Origin of the sequence: Candidatus Nitrospira nitrosa (genome assembly GCF_001458735.1) — a bacterium.
GTDB classification, from domain to species: domain Bacteria; phylum Nitrospirota; class Nitrospiria; order Nitrospirales; family Nitrospiraceae; genus Nitrospira_D; species Nitrospira_D nitrosa.
Genome location: NZ_CZQA01000001.1, coordinates 944,992 through 962,476 on the forward strand (window position 1 = coordinate 944,992; position 17,485 = coordinate 962,476).

9 protein-coding genes and 1 tRNA gene are annotated in these 17,485 nt (G+C 55.0%); 6 read left to right on the top strand and 4 right to left on the bottom strand.

Annotated elements, in window-relative coordinates:
* The first annotated feature begins 85 nt into the window (after positions 1 to 85).
* Positions 86 to 1,513 (top strand): amino acid permease, encoded by a 1,428-nt coding sequence (locus COMA1_RS04535; RefSeq protein ID WP_176697853.1) that lies wholly within the window; start codon positions 86 to 88, stop codon positions 1,511 to 1,513.
* Positions 1,514 to 1,781: 268 nt separating this feature from the next.
* On the top strand, positions 1,782 to 1,928 hold the full coding sequence (locus COMA1_RS20995; protein WP_176697854.1) for a hypothetical protein: 147 nt from the start codon (positions 1,782 to 1,784) through the stop codon (positions 1,926 to 1,928).
* A gap of 446 nt (positions 1,929 to 2,374) precedes the next feature.
* On the opposite strand, the gene nagZ is transcribed toward COMA1_RS20995, so the two are convergent.
* The 4 genes from nagZ to COMA1_RS04555 form a co-directional block, all read right to left on the bottom strand.
* Positions 2,375 to 3,478: a beta-N-acetylhexosaminidase gene (gene nagZ, locus COMA1_RS04540; protein ID WP_090744377.1), complete on the bottom strand. Its 1,104-nt coding sequence runs from the start codon at positions 3,476 to 3,478 to the stop codon at positions 2,375 to 2,377.
* Positions 3,475 to 5,007: a leucyl aminopeptidase gene (locus COMA1_RS04545; RefSeq protein ID WP_090744381.1), complete on the bottom strand. Its 1,533-nt coding sequence runs from the start codon at positions 5,005 to 5,007 to the stop codon at positions 3,475 to 3,477. Before COMA1_RS04545 ends, nagZ begins: the two co-directional genes overlap by 4 nt.
* 96 nt (positions 5,008 to 5,103) lie before the next feature.
* Positions 5,104 to 5,739 (bottom strand): 7-carboxy-7-deazaguanine synthase QueE, encoded by a 636-nt coding sequence (gene queE, locus COMA1_RS04550; protein ID WP_176697947.1) that lies wholly within the window; start codon positions 5,737 to 5,739, stop codon positions 5,104 to 5,106.
* Between the two features lie 76 nt (positions 5,740 to 5,815).
* On the bottom strand, positions 5,816 to 6,496 hold the full coding sequence (locus COMA1_RS04555) for an HAD family hydrolase (protein ID WP_090744384.1): 681 nt from the start codon (positions 6,494 to 6,496) through the stop codon (positions 5,816 to 5,818).
* Between the two features lie 258 nt (positions 6,497 to 6,754).
* Here COMA1_RS04555 and COMA1_RS04560 point away from each other — a divergent pair.
* The 4 genes from COMA1_RS04560 to COMA1_RS04580 all read left to right on the top strand — a co-directional run bounded on the left by COMA1_RS04560 (position 6,755) and on the right by COMA1_RS04580 (position 17,247).
* A tRNA-Leu gene (locus COMA1_RS04560) sits at positions 6,755 to 6,838 on the top strand.
* Positions 6,839 to 7,331: 493 nt separating this feature from the next.
* Positions 7,332 to 9,989, top strand: a complete 2,658-nt coding sequence (locus COMA1_RS04570) for a sensor histidine kinase (RefSeq protein ID WP_090744393.1) — start codon at positions 7,332 to 7,334, stop codon at positions 9,987 to 9,989.
* A 309-nt stretch (positions 9,990 to 10,298) separates the two neighbouring features.
* Positions 10,299 to 16,598 (top strand): PAS domain S-box protein, encoded by a 6,300-nt coding sequence (locus COMA1_RS04575; protein ID WP_090744396.1) that lies wholly within the window; start codon positions 10,299 to 10,301, stop codon positions 16,596 to 16,598.
* Entirely contained in the window at positions 16,585 to 17,247 is a 663-nt protein-coding gene (locus tag COMA1_RS04580; protein WP_176697855.1) for a response regulator, read from the top strand. The genes COMA1_RS04575 and COMA1_RS04580 overlap by 14 nt, the downstream gene beginning before the upstream one ends.
* Positions 17,248 to 17,485 lie beyond the last annotated feature (238 nt).

The following is a 17,485-nucleotide window of genomic DNA, read 5'->3' on the forward strand; positions in this document are numbered from 1 at the left end:
GCCCCCTCGATAGGCGTGCCGTCAAAAGGTCTGTTTTGACGGTGATCTCAGGCCAAATCGTTAGGCCTCAGGCCGGAGAATAGCCGTGAGCAATCCCTTCTTCAGGACGAAACCCATTAATCAAATTCTGGCCGATGCCGAGCAGCCAGAACATCGTCTCAAGAAAACACTGACAGTTTGGGACCTGACGGCGCTGGGAATTGGTGCGATTATTGGAACCGGGATCTTTGTCCTGGTCGGCACTGCTATTGTGGGTGATGCCCATCGACCGGGGGCGGGGCCTGGAATTGTTCTCTCCTTCATCCTCTCCGGTGTCACCTGTGCGTTAGCCGCCCTCTGTTATGCCGAGTTCTCGGCGATGATTCCAGTCGCTGGGTCTGCCTATACCTTTTCCTACGCGACAGTAGGAGAGTTCCTCGCCTGGCTGACCGGATGGAATCTGATACTCGAGTATGGCGTTGCCTGTATTGCTGTCGCGATTGGTTGGTCGGGGTACTTCAATAAATTACTCAAGCTTGCAGGTCTTGAGCTGCCCTATTGGGCTACCAATCCACCGCAGTGGGCTGGTGGGCCGGAAGGCAGCATTGCGAATTTTCCCGCCGCCATCATTGTCTTGTTGGTCACCACCATCCTCGTGATCGGGATTAAAGAAAGTGCAAGGGCTGCGGGGATGATCGTGCTCCTGAAGCTGGCAGTAATTCTTTTCTTTATCGGCGTGGGAGCTCCCGCTGTGAGCAGCGACAATTGGACACCGTTTATGCCGAACGGATTCGAGGGCGTCCGAGCCGCTGCCGCCATCATATTTTTTGCCTATATTGGGTTTGATGCTGTCTCTACGGCTGCCGAAGAGGCGAAAAATCCTCAGCGAGATGTCCCATTCGGCATTCTGGCATCTTTGAGTGTGTGTACGGTCTTGTATATCTCCGTTGCGGCCGTATTGACCGGACTAGTTCCGGTCAGCCAGATCGATATACATGCGCCGGTCGCTGAAGCGCTCACGCTGGTCGGGTTCAAATGGGGTGCCGCGATCGTCGCGATTGGAGCGGTTGCCGGGATCACCAGTGTACTGGTGGTCATGATGTTGGGGCAAATCCGAGTCTTCTTTGCTATGTCGCGAGATCAACTGCTGAGTCCAGGCTTATCCAGGGTTCATGCACGATTTGGGACGCCGTATCGCGCGACCATTCTCACGGGTGTCGTCGTGGCAATCCTTTCGGCGTTCTTCCAGATCGGGGACGCGGCTGATATGACCAACATCGGAACGTTTTTTGCGTTTATTTTGGTTAGTTTCGGGGTCATGCTGCTGCGATACACAAAGCCCAATCAGCCACGTCCATTTCGCCTTCCGTTCATGCCCCTTGTGCCGATTTTCAGCATTGCGGCCTGCCTCTACCTTATGGTCGGGCTGCCGTGGGCCACGTGGATTCGCTTTGGAGTGTGGACTGCTGTAGGTATTGTGGTCTACGTCGGCTACGGTATGAAGCACAGCAAACTTTCAAGGCGAGACATCTAGGACCGTTGACGGTCTCGATGAGGAGACGGCATGCCCTGATTCTGAGCTATGCTGCCTAGCAGTGTGTTGACAAACCCAAGAACGAGCTCGGAAATGAAACCCTGCCTGAGGTCACGAACGTCTGGAGAATACCGCACAGGCTGTTCAGAAAGGTCATCCAGCAAGGCCGCAGCGAGCGAAGAGGCGAATCGTACTCTCTGCCGTACGTTGAGCCTCTGAGCGAGGCGAGAACGCCGCTGGTAGACTTTGTCAACAGCCTGCTAGGTGGATGGTGATATTGTCGACGCAGGAGCTGGGATTGGAGCGGCGTCGGCCGAAGTTGACACTGCCCCAGGCGTGGCTGTACCTGCAACAGGTGGCGCCGGTGGAGTGGAAACGGTTCCTGATGGAGCGGCAGGAGGAGGTGGAGGAGTAGCTGCTTTGGGCGGTGTAGCAGGTTTTGGTGGGGCCGGCTTTTCGGGCTTAATGCCTCCCTCCCAGGATGGGCCAGAATACATATTTGCCGTTAAGCCCTTGGCTTTCCATTTTTCTTCAAAGTCAGCGGCGGCCTTATTCGGTGTTTCCCCAACACCCGTGACATCATTCCAGGGATACACTTTCGGTCCGATCTGGCATCCCGATTCTGTCCGTCGCAAATACAACGCGATCGGGTTCCCACGGTAGGGCCCAAGAAAAATATGAACAGATCCGACGTACTCGAGCAATGAGGCCATAAGGCCCTCCCAGAAATGCTCATGATGCCACAAGAGGTGAGAACGGAGCAAGACTACCCTTGAGTGGCACCTTCCGACCTCAGCGGCTGTCCCTTCGAAGGGGCGACCCATAAGATCGTCTTGCAAAGAGAACAAATCCTCACAAGGCTTATGCCTCAGCTTTCATGACCCGCTCTCGGGTTTGGTGAATGGACCGCAAGAGCGCGCGATGGCTGCGGCAGCCAACCGCCAATCTCGCATCAGAGATTGTGACGGGTCGATAGGGAAAGAGGTACCGGTCCTTCAGGCGGCGGATGCGGGCAAGGGATTGGGCCAGCCGTTGTGGAGAGATGTCTGAGTTGGCGACAGCCCTGGTGACGGCCTGCATGGCGGTGACCACCCTGTTCCGATCCTTGCAGATCAGCGGCATGTCGCAACCTGCTTGGATGGCCAGAACAGCCGCGTCTCCGATCCCGTAGTGATCGATGATCGCATGCATTTCGAGGTCATCGGTCAGCACGACTCCGTCGTAGTACAACTCTTGGCGAAGCAATTTTGAGATGATGGTTGGGGACAAGGTGGCCGGCCGCTGCTCATCCAACGCCTGATACTGGACATGGGCGGTCATCATCGTGGCAACGCCGCTGTCAATGGCTCGACGGAACGGGGGGAACTCAATGCGCTCGAGGCGTTCACGAGAAGCGGTCACGACGGGCAATTCTTTGTGTGAGTCCGACGTGGTGTCGCCATGTCCTGGAAAGTGCTTCCCGCAGGCAACCACCCGATTGTCTTGGAGGCCACCCACCGTGGCCAATCCCAATTCAGACACAAGGTTGGGCGTTGCGCCGAACGCTCGGTCACCGATAACCGGGTTTGATGGATTACTATTCACATCCAGCACCGGGGACATATTCATGTTGATCCCGACAGCCGCCAATTCTTTTGCAGTCGTCGCGGCCGCGGCATAGGCCAGCTCTGAGGAATGGCACTGCCCTAGGACTTCACAGGGTGGGAAAATCGTAAACTCTTTCGGCAACCGCGAGACACGTCCGCCTTCTTGATCAATCGAAATCAGGAGAGGAGAATGCGGACTGCAGCGTTGAAGATCATTCGTCAGGTCGACGATTTGTTCGGTCGATTGTAGGTTTCTTGTGAATAGGATGATCCCACCGGGCTGATATTCTTTGATGAACGAAGCAAGGTCTGCCGACACCGTTGTGCCGTCAAAGCCCATCATGAAGAGCTGTCCGATCTGATCAGGAGCGGTCGTCATGCCTGCGTGCTCTCAGACTTCAGCGAACGATTAATCAGGAACTGGATCAACAGTCTCGTCCCAATACCAGTCGGACCTTTGGGAATGTACGCGCGTTCCCGCTCGCTCCAATCGGTACTGGCGATATCGAGGTGTACCCACGGATAGTCGCCCACGAATTTGCTTAGGAACAGGGCAGCGGTGATCATGCCGCCGCCACGCCCACCGATATTTCGCATATCGGCGACATCGCTTCGTAATTGCTCGAAGTATTCCTCCCACAATGGCATTTCCCACACCCGCTCTCCGGCTCGGAGCCCGGCGCTCGTGATTGAATCCTTCAACTTCGTATCGGTGCCGAACATGCCGATCGCGAATTGTCCCAGGGCGACCACGCAGGCCCCGGTCAGCGTTGCGATGTCGATGAGTGCGGCCGGTTTAAATCGGGTGGCATAGGCCAAGCCGTCCGACAGAATCAACCGACCCTCAGCATCCGTGTTTTGAACCTCCACGGTTTTTCCAGAGAGCGTGGTGACCACGTCTCCAGGACGCATGGCACGACCACCGGGCATGTTCTCCGCTACCGGAAGGATGCCAATGAGGTTGAGGGGCAATTTCAGACGGGCCGCTGCGCGTACGGTGGCTAGGACCTCAGCTCCGCCGGTCATGTCGGCTTTCATTTGCTCCATGTTCTCAGCTGGTTTGAGGGAGATCCCTCCCGTATCGAACGTGATGGTCTTACCAACCAAGACCACCGGGCGATCATCTTTCTTTTTGGATCCGTGGTACTGGAGAATAATGAATTTAGGTGGTTCGTGGCTGCCCTTCGCAACGCCAAGTAACGCACCCATCCCGAGCCGCTCCATCTCCTTTTGTTCCAGGATTTTGAGGCTGACCCCGGCATCCTTTGCTACGGCCTTCGCCTCGCTGGCAATCTTGGTTGGGGTCATCACGTTCGAAGGATGGTTGCAGAGGTCACGAACGAAGACGGTAGCTTCAGCGGTCGCGATCCCACGACGGATGCCCTCAGAAACGGAGTTCAGCGGGCTTTTCTGCGAGACCAGTATAGTCATGGCGGTGACGTCCTTGCCCGTCGGCTTCTCACTGCGATAGGACGTGAACTGATAGCTTCCTAAGATCGCCCCTTCGGTCAGGGTCTGGGACAAGTCGCTCAGTGAAGCCCCGTGTGGTATGGCGCTCGGCAGCGTAACCGTAAAGGATCCGGCTTTTGATTGGCGAACCCGTTTGACGGCATACCCCATGGCTTGGCGAATCTTTTCCAAGCTGAGTTGATGGGGCTTTCCAAGACCCGCTAAAACCAGACGCTTCGCTGGAAGCGTTCCATGGGTGTGAAGCAAGAGGACCTCTTGAGCCTTCCCCTCGAACTCCCGTGATCGCTGGAGGTCGCGAAGTGATCCACCAAGGGCTCGATCCAACGAAACTCCATCGGGTGATGAGAGGATGTCATCCTCGCAGAGTAGGATGACGAGCGCTTCTGTACGGTCGGTATCGACGCGTCCCTGTTTGGCGTGAACCCGCATGATATTCATTGGCTCTCCTTGGTGAATATGAACGATCAACCGCTATCAGCCCTTGAGAGTTCGTGGTCGCAATAGGTCTGGCATTCCGATGGTCCAGGGGATCCCTCACACACCTCGCATCTCGGGTGCCCAAATATGTTTGTGCAATTGGAGTTGAAGACGAGCACGGAGGCGGTCTGCGAGCAGCCATTCTGCTAACTGGCGAGGATCGAGTGTCCCGAACACCGGACTGAAGAGGATTGGGCAGCGATCGGTCAAATGGAATTGTTGAAGAATGTCTTTTGCCCATTCATAGTCGGTGCGATCTTGAATGACGAATTTGACTTCATCTCGCGGTCTCAGCCGCCCCACATTCGGCCAGTGCATGCGGTCTGTCATACCGCTTCCTGGGCATTTCACATCCAGAATGATACGAACGGATGGATCGACGGTGCTGGTATCGACTGCGCCACTCGTTTCAAGCAGGACGGTGAAGCCGTCGTGACACAATCGATCTAACAGAATCGTCGTTTCCGCTTGTGCCAAGGGTTCGCCTCCCGTCACCTCGACCAAGGGACACCCATACGAACGAACTTTCTCAAGAATGTCCTCGATGGATTGGTCTGTTCCTCCAAAGAATGCATACGCTGTGTCGCACCAGGTGCAGCGAAGCGGACAGCCGGTGAGGCGCACAAACACGCAGGGCAATCCAGCAAAGGTTGATTCCCCTTGAATGCTATGAAAGATTTCGGTGACGCGCATGAACAACGTGTGGGCTAACTCATGATGGACGTGGTGATTCGCCGAAGAGGGAGTACCTCCGGTCATCAACATTGGTTCAGGGCCACTTGACAACCGGCCAGTGATGACGACGGGCTATAGCATCCATTCCCCGAATCGGATTGACCACGGTCGGATGTCCTACGGCGCGGAGGAGGTCAACGTCTCCCGGACTATCGCCATACGCGTAGCATTGGGATAAATCCAATGTGAGGTCTTGGGTCAACTGATCGATCAGCTGACGTTTTCCCGCTCCATATGGGAGTGGAGGCACAAGCAAACCCGTATAGAGGCCATGCTGCTGCTCCAACCGGCTGGCAAAACAGCGATCCACTTGAAGTGCGTCTGCGACAGGGGCGATCAGAAAGTCGAGCGATCCGGTCACGAAAATGATGGTATGGCCTGCCCGGCGGTGTTCATCAAGCTTACGCATCGCGATCGCCGAGACACGAGGACAGAGCTCTTCCCGACAAAATTCTTCACCCAGGGGTTCGATCACCTGGGAAGGTTTCCCGGCCAAGTACAGCTTCCGTTGGCGGAGAGGATGGAGCGATAAGGGAGGAATGTGCCGCAAGAGCCACGCAACGCTGTCTCGAGCTTCAGGCCAACCGACAATCCCCCGATGCCATAGCCAACGGAAGAACCTCAACTCACTTGCTTCGCCGGGTAAAATTGTATTGTCGACATCGAAAAATGCAGCAACCGTAGAAGCCAGGTCTCGTTGATCAGTCTGTATCATGCGAGCGTCACGGAGACGTGAATTGAGAGCGCAATTCTACCGGACGATTCGTTCATTGACAAGAATTTTGGGCTACTTCTATAATGCAGCCTCCTTTTCCCTCGTGTGCTGACTTGGGGGCTTCACCGCAGGGTTCGTGATATGAGTCTGCGAGAAGGCCAGGGTGAGTGAAATCCCATGACGGATGTTTCATGGCCGTCATGCGGTTGAGCGCCCCAAGAACATGGTGGCAGGCCGGGTTGAAACTTCCTGCTGAGTGCCGAAGTGGTGGAATGGCAGACACGCACGTTTGAGGGGCGTGTGGCGCAAGCCGTGCGGGTTCAAGTCCCGCCTTCGGCACCATAAGATTCTTCGTCGTAAAGCTCAGGGTACTCCCTGAACTGCCAACGGTGATTGGCCTTCAGTTCACTCGTATAGGCCGATTGACTCAGTCGCTTCCTAACCCACGGCTTCTCCTGAATTAGTTCTTGTCTCGATAGTATCGGACGACTTCGAATTTCCATACAATCTAACCTAACGCATCCATGCATGGTTCCTTCGTATGGAGTAACTGGCACCTCTAGCACGGGTACGAACGGTACTGGTGAGAAGGGATCGCCCCAATCCTGTCTCTGGTAACAGTGCTGCCCAGGCTTCTTGCCTTAGAAGCGAGGCATTCCTGATGTGGGGTGCCATTAGGACCTAGACTTTCGACTCCGCATAATAGGACACTGCGGGCCATTTGGGCCTAGCCATGGAGTGTGTAGGGTCTGTCATGAGGGTATGTCGTTAACCTCCCTCTACCGCCACCTCAGCTAGTATTCGGCTAGCCCATCACGAGACTAAGGAGCTTCACATGAACGGCCCCCTTCCTCTTGTCGATGTCCTGCGTCAACAAGTTGCTCATCTTGTGCGTGAACAGGCCGAGCGAGACACGGTGTTGCATGAGCGAACTCGGCATCTTCGTGTGGCTCAGGCCCTCGCTCATCTGGGTAGTTGGGAGTGGGAAATCGAGGGCGGGGCTGTTCGGTGCTCGTCTGAGTTGTATCGGATTTTTGGCCGTGAATCTGGGGCAGAGCAGCTGACCTTTGATGGGTTTATCACGGCAGTGTTCCCAGAAGATCGTGATCGGGTCCTGGCCTCTATCAATCAGGCCCTGGGTGGCCGAGCGTCGTATGATGTGGAATATCGGATCGTGCGACCAAACGGAGAGGTGCGGACCATTCATTCCTGCGCGGAGGTCTTGCGTGACGACAATGGAAAGCCCTGTCGCATGTCCGGGTCTGTTCTGGACATCACCGATCGGACGCGCATAGCAGAAACATTGCGCTCCTCGCAGGACAAACTGAGGCAAGCGCTCCAGGCATCGGGTATCGGACTGTGGGACTGGAACACGCATACCAACGAGATGGTCCTGTCGGAGGAATGGAAGCGTCAGCTTGGGTACGACAAGGCGGAGCTTTCAGACTCATTCGAGACGTGGGAAGGTCTGTTGCATCCGGATGATCATGATCGTGTCGTGGTTTGCTTGCAGGACGCTGTGTGTAAACGTCAGGACGAATATCGCCAGGAATACCGGCTAAGGCACAAAGATGGGACCTATCGATGGATTGAGTCTCGGGCCGCGTTGGTGACAGAAGCTGACGGGCGTCAGATCCGCTTCCTCGGTTCACATATGGACATTACGGATCGCAAACGCATGGAGCAAGCGGTCCGAGAAAGTGAAGACCGGTACCGAACGTTGGTCGACCTGTCCCCATCCGGAGTCTTTGTCTTCTGTGAAGGGCGGGCCGTCTACGTCAACCACAGAGGCGCTCTTCTCCTCGGGGCGAGCGATCCTCCGGAGCTTCTCGGTCGATCCATGTTCGAGTTTCTCCATCCAGACTACCACCACGATGTCCATGAACATGCCCACCGGGTGCTTGCTGGAAACGGGTCGGTTCATAGCGCGGAACGAACCTATCTCCGGAAAGATGGAACGTCGATCCCTGTTCAAATGGAGGCCGCCAGGATCGTCTGGAATGGTACCCCCGCCATCATCGTGCTGATCTCCGATGTCACTGAGCGTAAGCAGGCGGAAGAAGCCTTACGGGCGAGCGAGGAGCGGTTTGCTAAAGCGTTCAAGACCAGTCCCCATCCCATTCTCATCAGTGAGATTGACACAGGGCGGTTGGTAGAGGTCAACGATGCGGCCAGCCGGCTGTTATGTCATCACACGGAGGAACGGGAAAGCCAGATTGTTTCAGAGCTCGAGGTTTTGGGCTCGGCTGAGGAGCAAGTCCGTTTTCGCGAACGAATGCGAGAGGTTGGACCGCTCCGAAACATGGAGGTGAGTCTCCGGGCCAGCAATGGCGATATCCGCCGCTTCCTCCTGTCGTCGGAGGTCATCGAGCTGAATGGGAAGCCTTGTAGGGTGACGGTTGGGGATGATGTCACTGATCGGAAACGAGCTGAAGACGAGTTGCGCCGATCACATGGTTTGTTGCGGCAGGTCATCGATGGCTCACCGAATTTTATCTTTGCCAAAGATAGCGAAGGGCGGTTTACGATGGCTAACAAAGCGGTTGCTGATTGTTATGGGACAACGGTGCACGATTTGATTGGACAGACAGACGCCGATTTTAATCCCCATTGGGATGAGGTGGAGTTTTCCCGCGAGAAGGATCTCGAGGTCATGACGTCTCTGCAGGAGTGCTTTGTTGCTGAGGAAAAGTTCACGGATTGGTCTGGTGCAACGCGCTGGTTGCAAACCATCAAACGACCGATTGTCGATGACCAGGGGTGTTTTCATATGGTGCTTGGATCGGCGACAGACATTACGGAACGGAAGCGGATGGAAGAAACACTGCTCCAGCACGAACGGGATCTGAATGCCGCGTTACAGGATCGAGAACGGATCAGCCAGGACCTGCACGACGATATTCTTCAATCAGTTTATGCAGCCGGGCTCGGGTTGGAAGCTTGTCGGTCGATGATGAAGCGGCAACCTGAGTTGACCACAGATCATTTCATGGCGACCTTGGAACAGGCCATTGAGCAACTCAACCAGGTCATTGCGAAGATCCGTAACTTCATCTCAGGGCTTGAGGCTCGTGTTATACACGGTGTCGATTTCATAGAGGACTTGCGAACTATGGTACAGACGATGTGCAGGGCATCGCCCATTCAATGCCGGGTACGGATCGATGACAGGGTCGGGCAGTATTTCTCACCTGAACTGGCGGTCCATCTCATCAATATTGTAAGAGAGGCATTGAGTAATGCCCTTCGTCATAGTCATGCCACACGTATTACCGTGTCGTTGCGTCAGTTCCTTGGATCAGTCCGCCTGACGGTGACGGATAATGGTATCGGATTCAATCCAAAGTCGGTTCAGGGTGTTGGTCATGGTCTGGAAAATATGACGGCGCGAGCGCACAAAGCCGGCGGGGTGTTTGCCGTACGATCGGAACCTCACTGCGGGACCAGGGTTCTTCTTGATCTCCCCAAAGATTCTCCAAACTATTCCAATTAATCCAAGCGGTTAGAAGAGCATATCCCGGAGGCCATACGGATTGGAATTCAGTCTCTGGTTCCATCGATCCGTACGGTTCCTGCCGAGTTCCTTCAAAAGTTTCAGGCCATTTGGATCTAGACTTTCACCCGTGGTCGTAGGAGACTAGCTCCCGCTTGGTTCCTGGTGATTAGGAACCAATAGCCTTGGGCTGAGAGCCTCGGTTTTTCCGGTACATGCCGCCATTGCACCCCATTGTTGCGTCGTGAAGTCGTTGCCGAGACAAGTCGACCGGAACTTGCGAAAGAGTGTTGAGGGAGGAGTCCCACTATGAATTCGACCAGTCACCTGGCTGAATTGGATTTGCTGCGCAGGCAGGTCGCCGATCTTTCACGGGAATTGACGGAGCGGGATCAGACCTTACAGGAGTTCTCGCGACAGCGAGACGACGAATTACAGGATTTGCGCGAACGTTCGGACATGTTGCGCGCGATCGTTGCCGGGACGGCTGCGGAGACCGGGGAAGACTTCTTCTCAACGCTCGTGTGCCATCTCAGCTCAGTACTGGGCGTCCAGTATGCTGTTGTTGGGGAGATCCAACACAATCCGGTGAAGAAAATCCGTACCCTCGCCGTCTCAGCCAACGGCAATCTTGTCGACAACTTCGAATACCCACTGATGAATACTCCGTGTGAAACCGCGCTGGGTCAGTCCTTTGCCTGTTTCGAGCGGGATGTCAGAACGGTGTTCCCACTCTTTGGGCATTTGGCTCGGCTGGGTGTCGAAGGATATTGTGGAGTCCCGCTCAGGGCAAAAGGCGGAGCGGCCATGGGACTCCTCGTCCTGATGGATACCAAGCCTCTCCGCAATAGCGATCGACTACGGTCGCTGATGGCGGTTTTTGCCTCGCGGGCAGCGGCGGAGCTCCAACGGCGGCACTCCGAAACAATAGTCCAACAACAGCAGCGGCAGTTGCTGGAAGCCCAAGCGCGTGCGCACCTGGGTAGCTGGGACTGGGATCTCGACAGCGGCATTGTGCGCTGGTCGGAAGAACAATTTCGGATCTTCGGCTATGAACCCGGCCATATGGCTGTCAGCTATGACACCTTTCTGGCTTCCCTCTACCCCTTGGATCGGCCACGTGTACAGAGCGCCATCGACACTGCACTGAAAGGCGGCACCACCTACGACGTTGAATGTCGTATCGTCCTTCCTGATCATACGATTCGTGCGATCCATTGCCGAGGAGAAGTCTCTCGAGATGTCGACGGTCGTCCTCTCTGCATGTCGAACAGCGTGTTGGATATTACGGATCGTCAGCACAGTGAAGAGGAACTCCGTCTTTCCCGGGAGCGACTCCAACAAGCTCTTCGGGCATCAGGCACTGGGCTATGGAATTGGAACACTGAAACGAATGCGGTAGTTTTTTCCGAGGAGTGGAAGCGGCAGTTAGGCTATGGCGGGACAGAGCTTGTCGATGCATTTGAGACATGGACAACCCTTCTGCATCCAGACGATCGTGAGGGTGCCATCGCATATGCCAGGCAGTATCAAGCTGCGCCCGATGGCGATTATCGACAGGAGTTTCGTCTGCGGCACAAAGACGGTACCTATCGATGGATTGAGGCGCGGGCCTCATTCGTAGCAGAACCTGATGGCCGGCGGATCCGTCTCCTTGGATCCCATACCGATATTACCGATCGTAAATTGATGGAGGAGTCGATACGGGAGAGTGAAGAACGATACCGGACATTGGTTGAGCTCTCTCCATCCGGTGTTTTTGTCTTCTGTGAAGGACGAACGGTCTATGTCAATCGAACCGGTACTCTCTTAATGGGCGCACGAGAGACTCAGGAGATTCTTGACCGACCGACCTTTGACTTCGTCCATCCAGACTATCATCAAGAGGTCCGTGAGAATGTGAAACGGCTGCTGAGTGGTGGCGTGTCAGTCCATAGTGCGGAGCGAGTCTATGTGCGGTTGGATGGCACGACGATCCCCGTTCAAGTCGAAGCCGGACGGATCACTTGGGACGGCAAGCCGGCCATTCTTGGGATGTTTTCCGATATTACAGAACGGAAGCAGGCAGAAGATGCTCTGGCTAATCTGAATGCGACGTTGGAACGCCAGGTGAGCGATCGAACGGAGGCGCTGTGCCAGAGCGAAGAACGGTTCAGGCAATTTTTTGACCATGCCCCGAATGTAAAGGCTCTGAAGGATCACAACGGCCGCTATTTGTATACCAATCGGCGGTTCGATGAGGTGTTCGGGCTTGCACCCGGTGCGGCCGTGGGACGGACAGATGAGGAGCTATTCTCTCAGGAGCAGGCCGCACAGTTTCGAGCGAATGATAGAAAAGTTTTGGCCAGCGGCCGTGGACAGGAATTCGAGGAGGTGACGCAGCAGCGGGATGGGCTTCGTGTCAGTATCGTGGTGAAATTCCCGGTGGCCGATGCCGCCGGTCATCTCTCGGCCATTGGAGTTATCGCTACTGATGTGACCGAGCGCAATCGTACGCAAGAGGCGTTGAGGGAGAGTGAGGATCGGTGGCAGCAGTTCGCGGAGTCGGTTAGGTCGGCATTCTGGATTGCGGACGTGGGACAGGACGAACGGCAGGTGCTGTACGTCAACTCGGCGTTTACCTTTATCTGGGGCATTGAGCGCGAGGAAATCTATCAAAATTGGTCGCTGTGGATTGAATCAATCCATCCGGATGATCGCATGCGGGTGAAGACCAGCCATGATCGATTTGTCAGTGGTGGGATGACGGCGGTGTTCCATTGTGAGTACCGAATCGTGGGACGGGATGGCCATATCCGCTGGATTTCCGATCGACGCGTTCGAATGGCTGGGAGAGAGAATCGTATTGCGGGGATCGCAGAAGATATCACCCATCACAAGCAGCAATTGGCACTGATGGCCCAGACGGAATCGATCGGGAAAATCGGGGGATGGCAGTTCGATTTTCTCACAGACCGGCTGTGGTGGAGCGACGAGACGTACCACCTCCATGAAACGACGCCGGAGATATTCAACCCGACGGTGGAAGCGTCGTTGAATTTTTATACACCCGAAAGCCGTCCGATTATGGCTGAAGCGTGGCTGAATGGGGTGACACGGGGGCAGCCTTGGGATCTCGAACTGGAACTCATCTCCGTGAAGGGACGACGGATTGCTGTTCGGGCAACCGGTCAGGTTGATGTTCTGGAAGGACGGGCAGTTAGAGCCTACGGCACGTTCCAAGACATCACGGAGCACAAAGTAGCGGAGGAAGCGCTCCGGAACGCCCATGATGACTTAGAACGGAAAGTCGTCGAGCGCACCGCAGAATTGCAGGCGAGCCAAGAGCGTTACCGAACTCTCTACGATGAAACACCTTCCATGTATTTCACTGTGGACGGAGCGGGAATCGTGAGGTCCGTCAACGAGTACGGCGCAAAGTACCTGGGTTATCGCGTCGATGATCTCGTGGGGAGATCGGTGGCGGCTCTTTTCTACCAAGAAGATCAAGACCGCATCCGCGCGGAGATGGAAGCGTTCTTTCGTCATCCAGAAGGCATCACGCAATGGGAATGTCGCAAGGTGCGAAGTGATGGCGGAGTGTTGTGGGTCCACGAATTAGTACGCGTATTACACGGCCAAGATGGAGAATCCTTGGCTTTGATCGTCTGTGATGACATCACCGAACGGAAGCAAGCCGAAGAGGCGCGGCGTGACAGTGAAGAGCGGTTCTCGAAGGCCTTCCAGGCAAGTCTTCACCCGATTGGAATTATGGAAATGTCCACAGGGCGTTGTATTGAGGTGAACGACGCTTGTTTGCAGCTGTTTGGCTATCGTCGAGACGAAGTGATCGGAAGCACCACGTTGATGCTGGGGATCTGGCCGAATCCTGACGATAGAGCGAGGCTCATTGAGCGGTTGAAAACCGGACAGCCTGTGCGCAATATCGAACTAAGCTGCAAGACGAAGTCGGGAGACCTTCGTCATATTTTGGTGTCTTCCGATCTGGCTGAGCTCAACGGAACCTGGTGCATGATTACGGTTGGGAACGATATCACCGAACGCAAACGGGTGGAGGTTGCCCTTCGCGAGAGCGAGGAACGCTATGCGCGTGCCACAGCCGTCGGCAAAGTGGGGGTATGGGAATTGGATGTTCTCAAGGGATTCTACCATGGTGACGCCAATCTCAAGATGCTGTTCGGCTATGGGCCAGAAGAACTGTCAACCGATCCCTTTAGTTGGCTGAAGCTCGTTCATCCGGACGATCAGTCGATTGCCATGAAGAGTTGGGAACAGGTGCAGAGCGGAGCCATAGACGAATGCCACTATGAGCTTCGAGTGGTCAGAAGGGACGGAGCCATTATTTGGACTGATGTACGTGGACACGGCGTTCGCGATTCCAAGGGACAACTGACACATTTGATCGGGGCCACTGTCGATATCACGGAGCGGAAGCAAGCGGAGCAAGCATTGCGCGAGAGCGAGGAACGATTCTCCAAAGCCTTCCGCACGAGCCCTCATCCAATCGGGATTACGGAGGTCGTAACGGGTCGTTGCGTTGAGGTGAACGACGCTTCTCTGGAGGCGTTCGGTTTTCGTCGGGAGGAAGTGATCGGAAACACCACCTTCCTGCTAGGTATCTGGCCGAATCTCGAGGATAGAGCACGAGTTATCGAGCGGCTGAAAGCCGGACAACCGATGCGCAACATGGAGTTTGCGTTAAGGACTAAATCAGGTGCGTTCCGCCATTTTCTGGCTTCCGCTGATCTTGCCGAACTCAACGGGGTGCTCTGTGTGGTGACTGTCGCGAACGACATCACGGACCGCAAGCAAGCCGAGGAAGCACTGCGCATCAGCGAAGAACGTTTTGCCAAGGCGTTCCAAGCCAGCCCTCATCCGGTTGTTATCAGCGAGCTGGACTCTGGTCTGATCATAGATGCGAATGAGGCTGCATGGCAGCTCTTCGGATATCATAAAGAAGAATCTACGGGACATACGACGTTTGAAATAGGTCTCTGGCATTCCGTGGAAGAACGGGCACGGTACTTCGAGTTATTGAAGCAACAAGGATCCATCCGCAATATGGAAGTTCAACTGCGGAGTAAAAACGGCGATATCCGGCACTGTCTCTTGTCGTCGGAACTGATCGAGTTGAATGGCAAGCAGTGTGCTGTGACGGTCGGCGATGATATTACGGAGAGTAGACGCTTGGAAAAAGCGCTGCGGTTGACACAATTCTCTGTGGATCAGGCCGTTGAGGCGATCATCTGGTTGGATCCGAACGCTCGAGTGTTCAATGTGAATGATACGGCATGCCGAATGCTGGAGTATTCACGAGAGGAACTGTTGGGCATGACGGTCCACGACATTGACCCAAATTTCCCCCTGGAACGATGGATCGATCACTGGAACTACTTAAAGGAACGGGGATCGTTGACATTCGAAGCAAGGTTTTGGTCACGAACCGGAGCCGTCTTGGAGACGGACGTGAGCGTCAATTATTTGCTCCATGAAGGGAATGAGTACGCCTGCATGATCTTGCGGGATATTGGAGACCGCAAGCGGGCGGAAGCTGACCTTCGCCGCTCTCATATGTTTCTTCGACAGGTCATTGACACCGATCCAAACTTCATCTTTGCCAAAGACCGTGACGGACGGTACACGATGGCTAACAAGGCGGTCGCCGACTGTTATGGCACCACGGTGGATGACCTGATCGGTAAATCAGATGCTGATTTCAATAGCAACGCGGACGAGGTGGAGTTCTTTCGCAAGAAGGATCGTGAAGTCATGCACTCCCTGGAAGAACGGTTTATTCCGGAAGAACAGATCACGGATGTGTCGGGAAAGACGCGCTGGTTACAGACGGTGAAACGGCCAATTTACGACGACGATGGGCGCGCGCATATGGTGCTTGGAGCCTCGACGGATATCACTGAGCGGAAGCGGATGGAGGAGATACTTCGCCATCGTGAGCGAGATCTGAGCGCGGCGATTCAAGAACGAGAACGCATCAGTCAGGATCTTCATGATGGGATTCTCCAATCCTTATATGCGGTGGGGCTCGGATTAGAGGGGTGTAAACCACTCATTCGGAAACAGTCCGGGCCTCTCACCAGAAAGTTCATGCAGACCCTCGATCAGAGTATTGGGCAACTCAATCAAGTGATGGGAGAGGTTCGGAATTTCATCGCCGGCCTCGAGTCGCATGTGATACAGGGAGGCGACTTTCCAACGGCACTCCGGAATCTGGTTGAAACGATATCCAGTTCGGCGTCAATCAAGTGCCGGGCGAGGATCGATGAGGCGGCCGCACGGCAGCTTTCTACCGAACAGGCGCTGCATATCATCAACATCGTACGAGAAGGGGTCAGCAACGCGTTGCGGCACAGCGGTGCGACACGCATCACGGTGTCACTCCGAGATCTCACGCGGTCGGTTCGTCTTACCATCACTGACAATGGGGTCGGGTTCAACACCAGTTCGGCTCAAGGAGTTGGTCATGGACTGACCAATATGGCGGCACGAGCTCAAAAAGTCCGCGGGGCGTTCCTGCTTCGATCAACGCCTTGCCATGGGACGAAGATCTCTCTCGATTTGCCAAAGGAGACAACCTATGCTTACAACTAAATCTCCCACTCAAACCATTCGTGTGTTGCTCGTCGATGATCATGAAGTGATCCGTGTGGGGCTCCGGACCGTACTGAGTCAGAATCAAAGCGTCAGTGTCATCGGGGAAGCCGGTACCATGAACGATGCAATTCTGCAGTCACAGAAGCTGAAACCCGACATCATTTTGATGGATGTCCGCCTTCCCGATGGCTCCGGTGTCGATGCCTGTCGCGAGATTCTGGGGACCCTCCCGAACACCCGAGTTATTTTCCTGACGTCGTATGCTGACGATGATTCTGTGCTGGCAGCCGTCCTAGCTGGCGCACAGGGCTATGTGCTCAAGGAAATCGACTCAGGGGCCTTGCTGGAGGCCATCCGCTCGGTTGCAAAGGGTCAATCCATTCTGGATTCGATGGTCACCGAGCGAGCGCTACGACGGCTGAGAGGGCTGCACGACCTCCCGGCTACGCCGGGCACGGATCAACTGTCATCTCAGGAGGAACGAGTGGTGGCTCTGGTCGCCGAAGGTAAGACCAATAAGGAAATTGCCGTTGCCCTCGGACTCAGCGACAAAACAGTGAAGAATTACTTGGCCAACGTATTTCAAAAACTTCGTATCACGCGGCGTGCGCAGGCCGCAGCCTTTTTTGTGAAACGACAAGGATAGGCTCATCACATTCGGCTCTAGTCAGGTAGAGACAAAATTTATCTGCCGTAACCCCATCGTGCTTTGGTGTTCCTCGTTCAATTCCGGTAGGATTCACCTGCTGTATTCGGATTCATAACTAAATATAAGCGACGAGGCTCCATTGCATCTTGGGGAAGGAGTTTCGACACTGTTGCTTGTTGTGGTCCGAAGTTCTTGCCGAGTGTGCGGACGACAATGGCGGGGTGCGAGACACCGT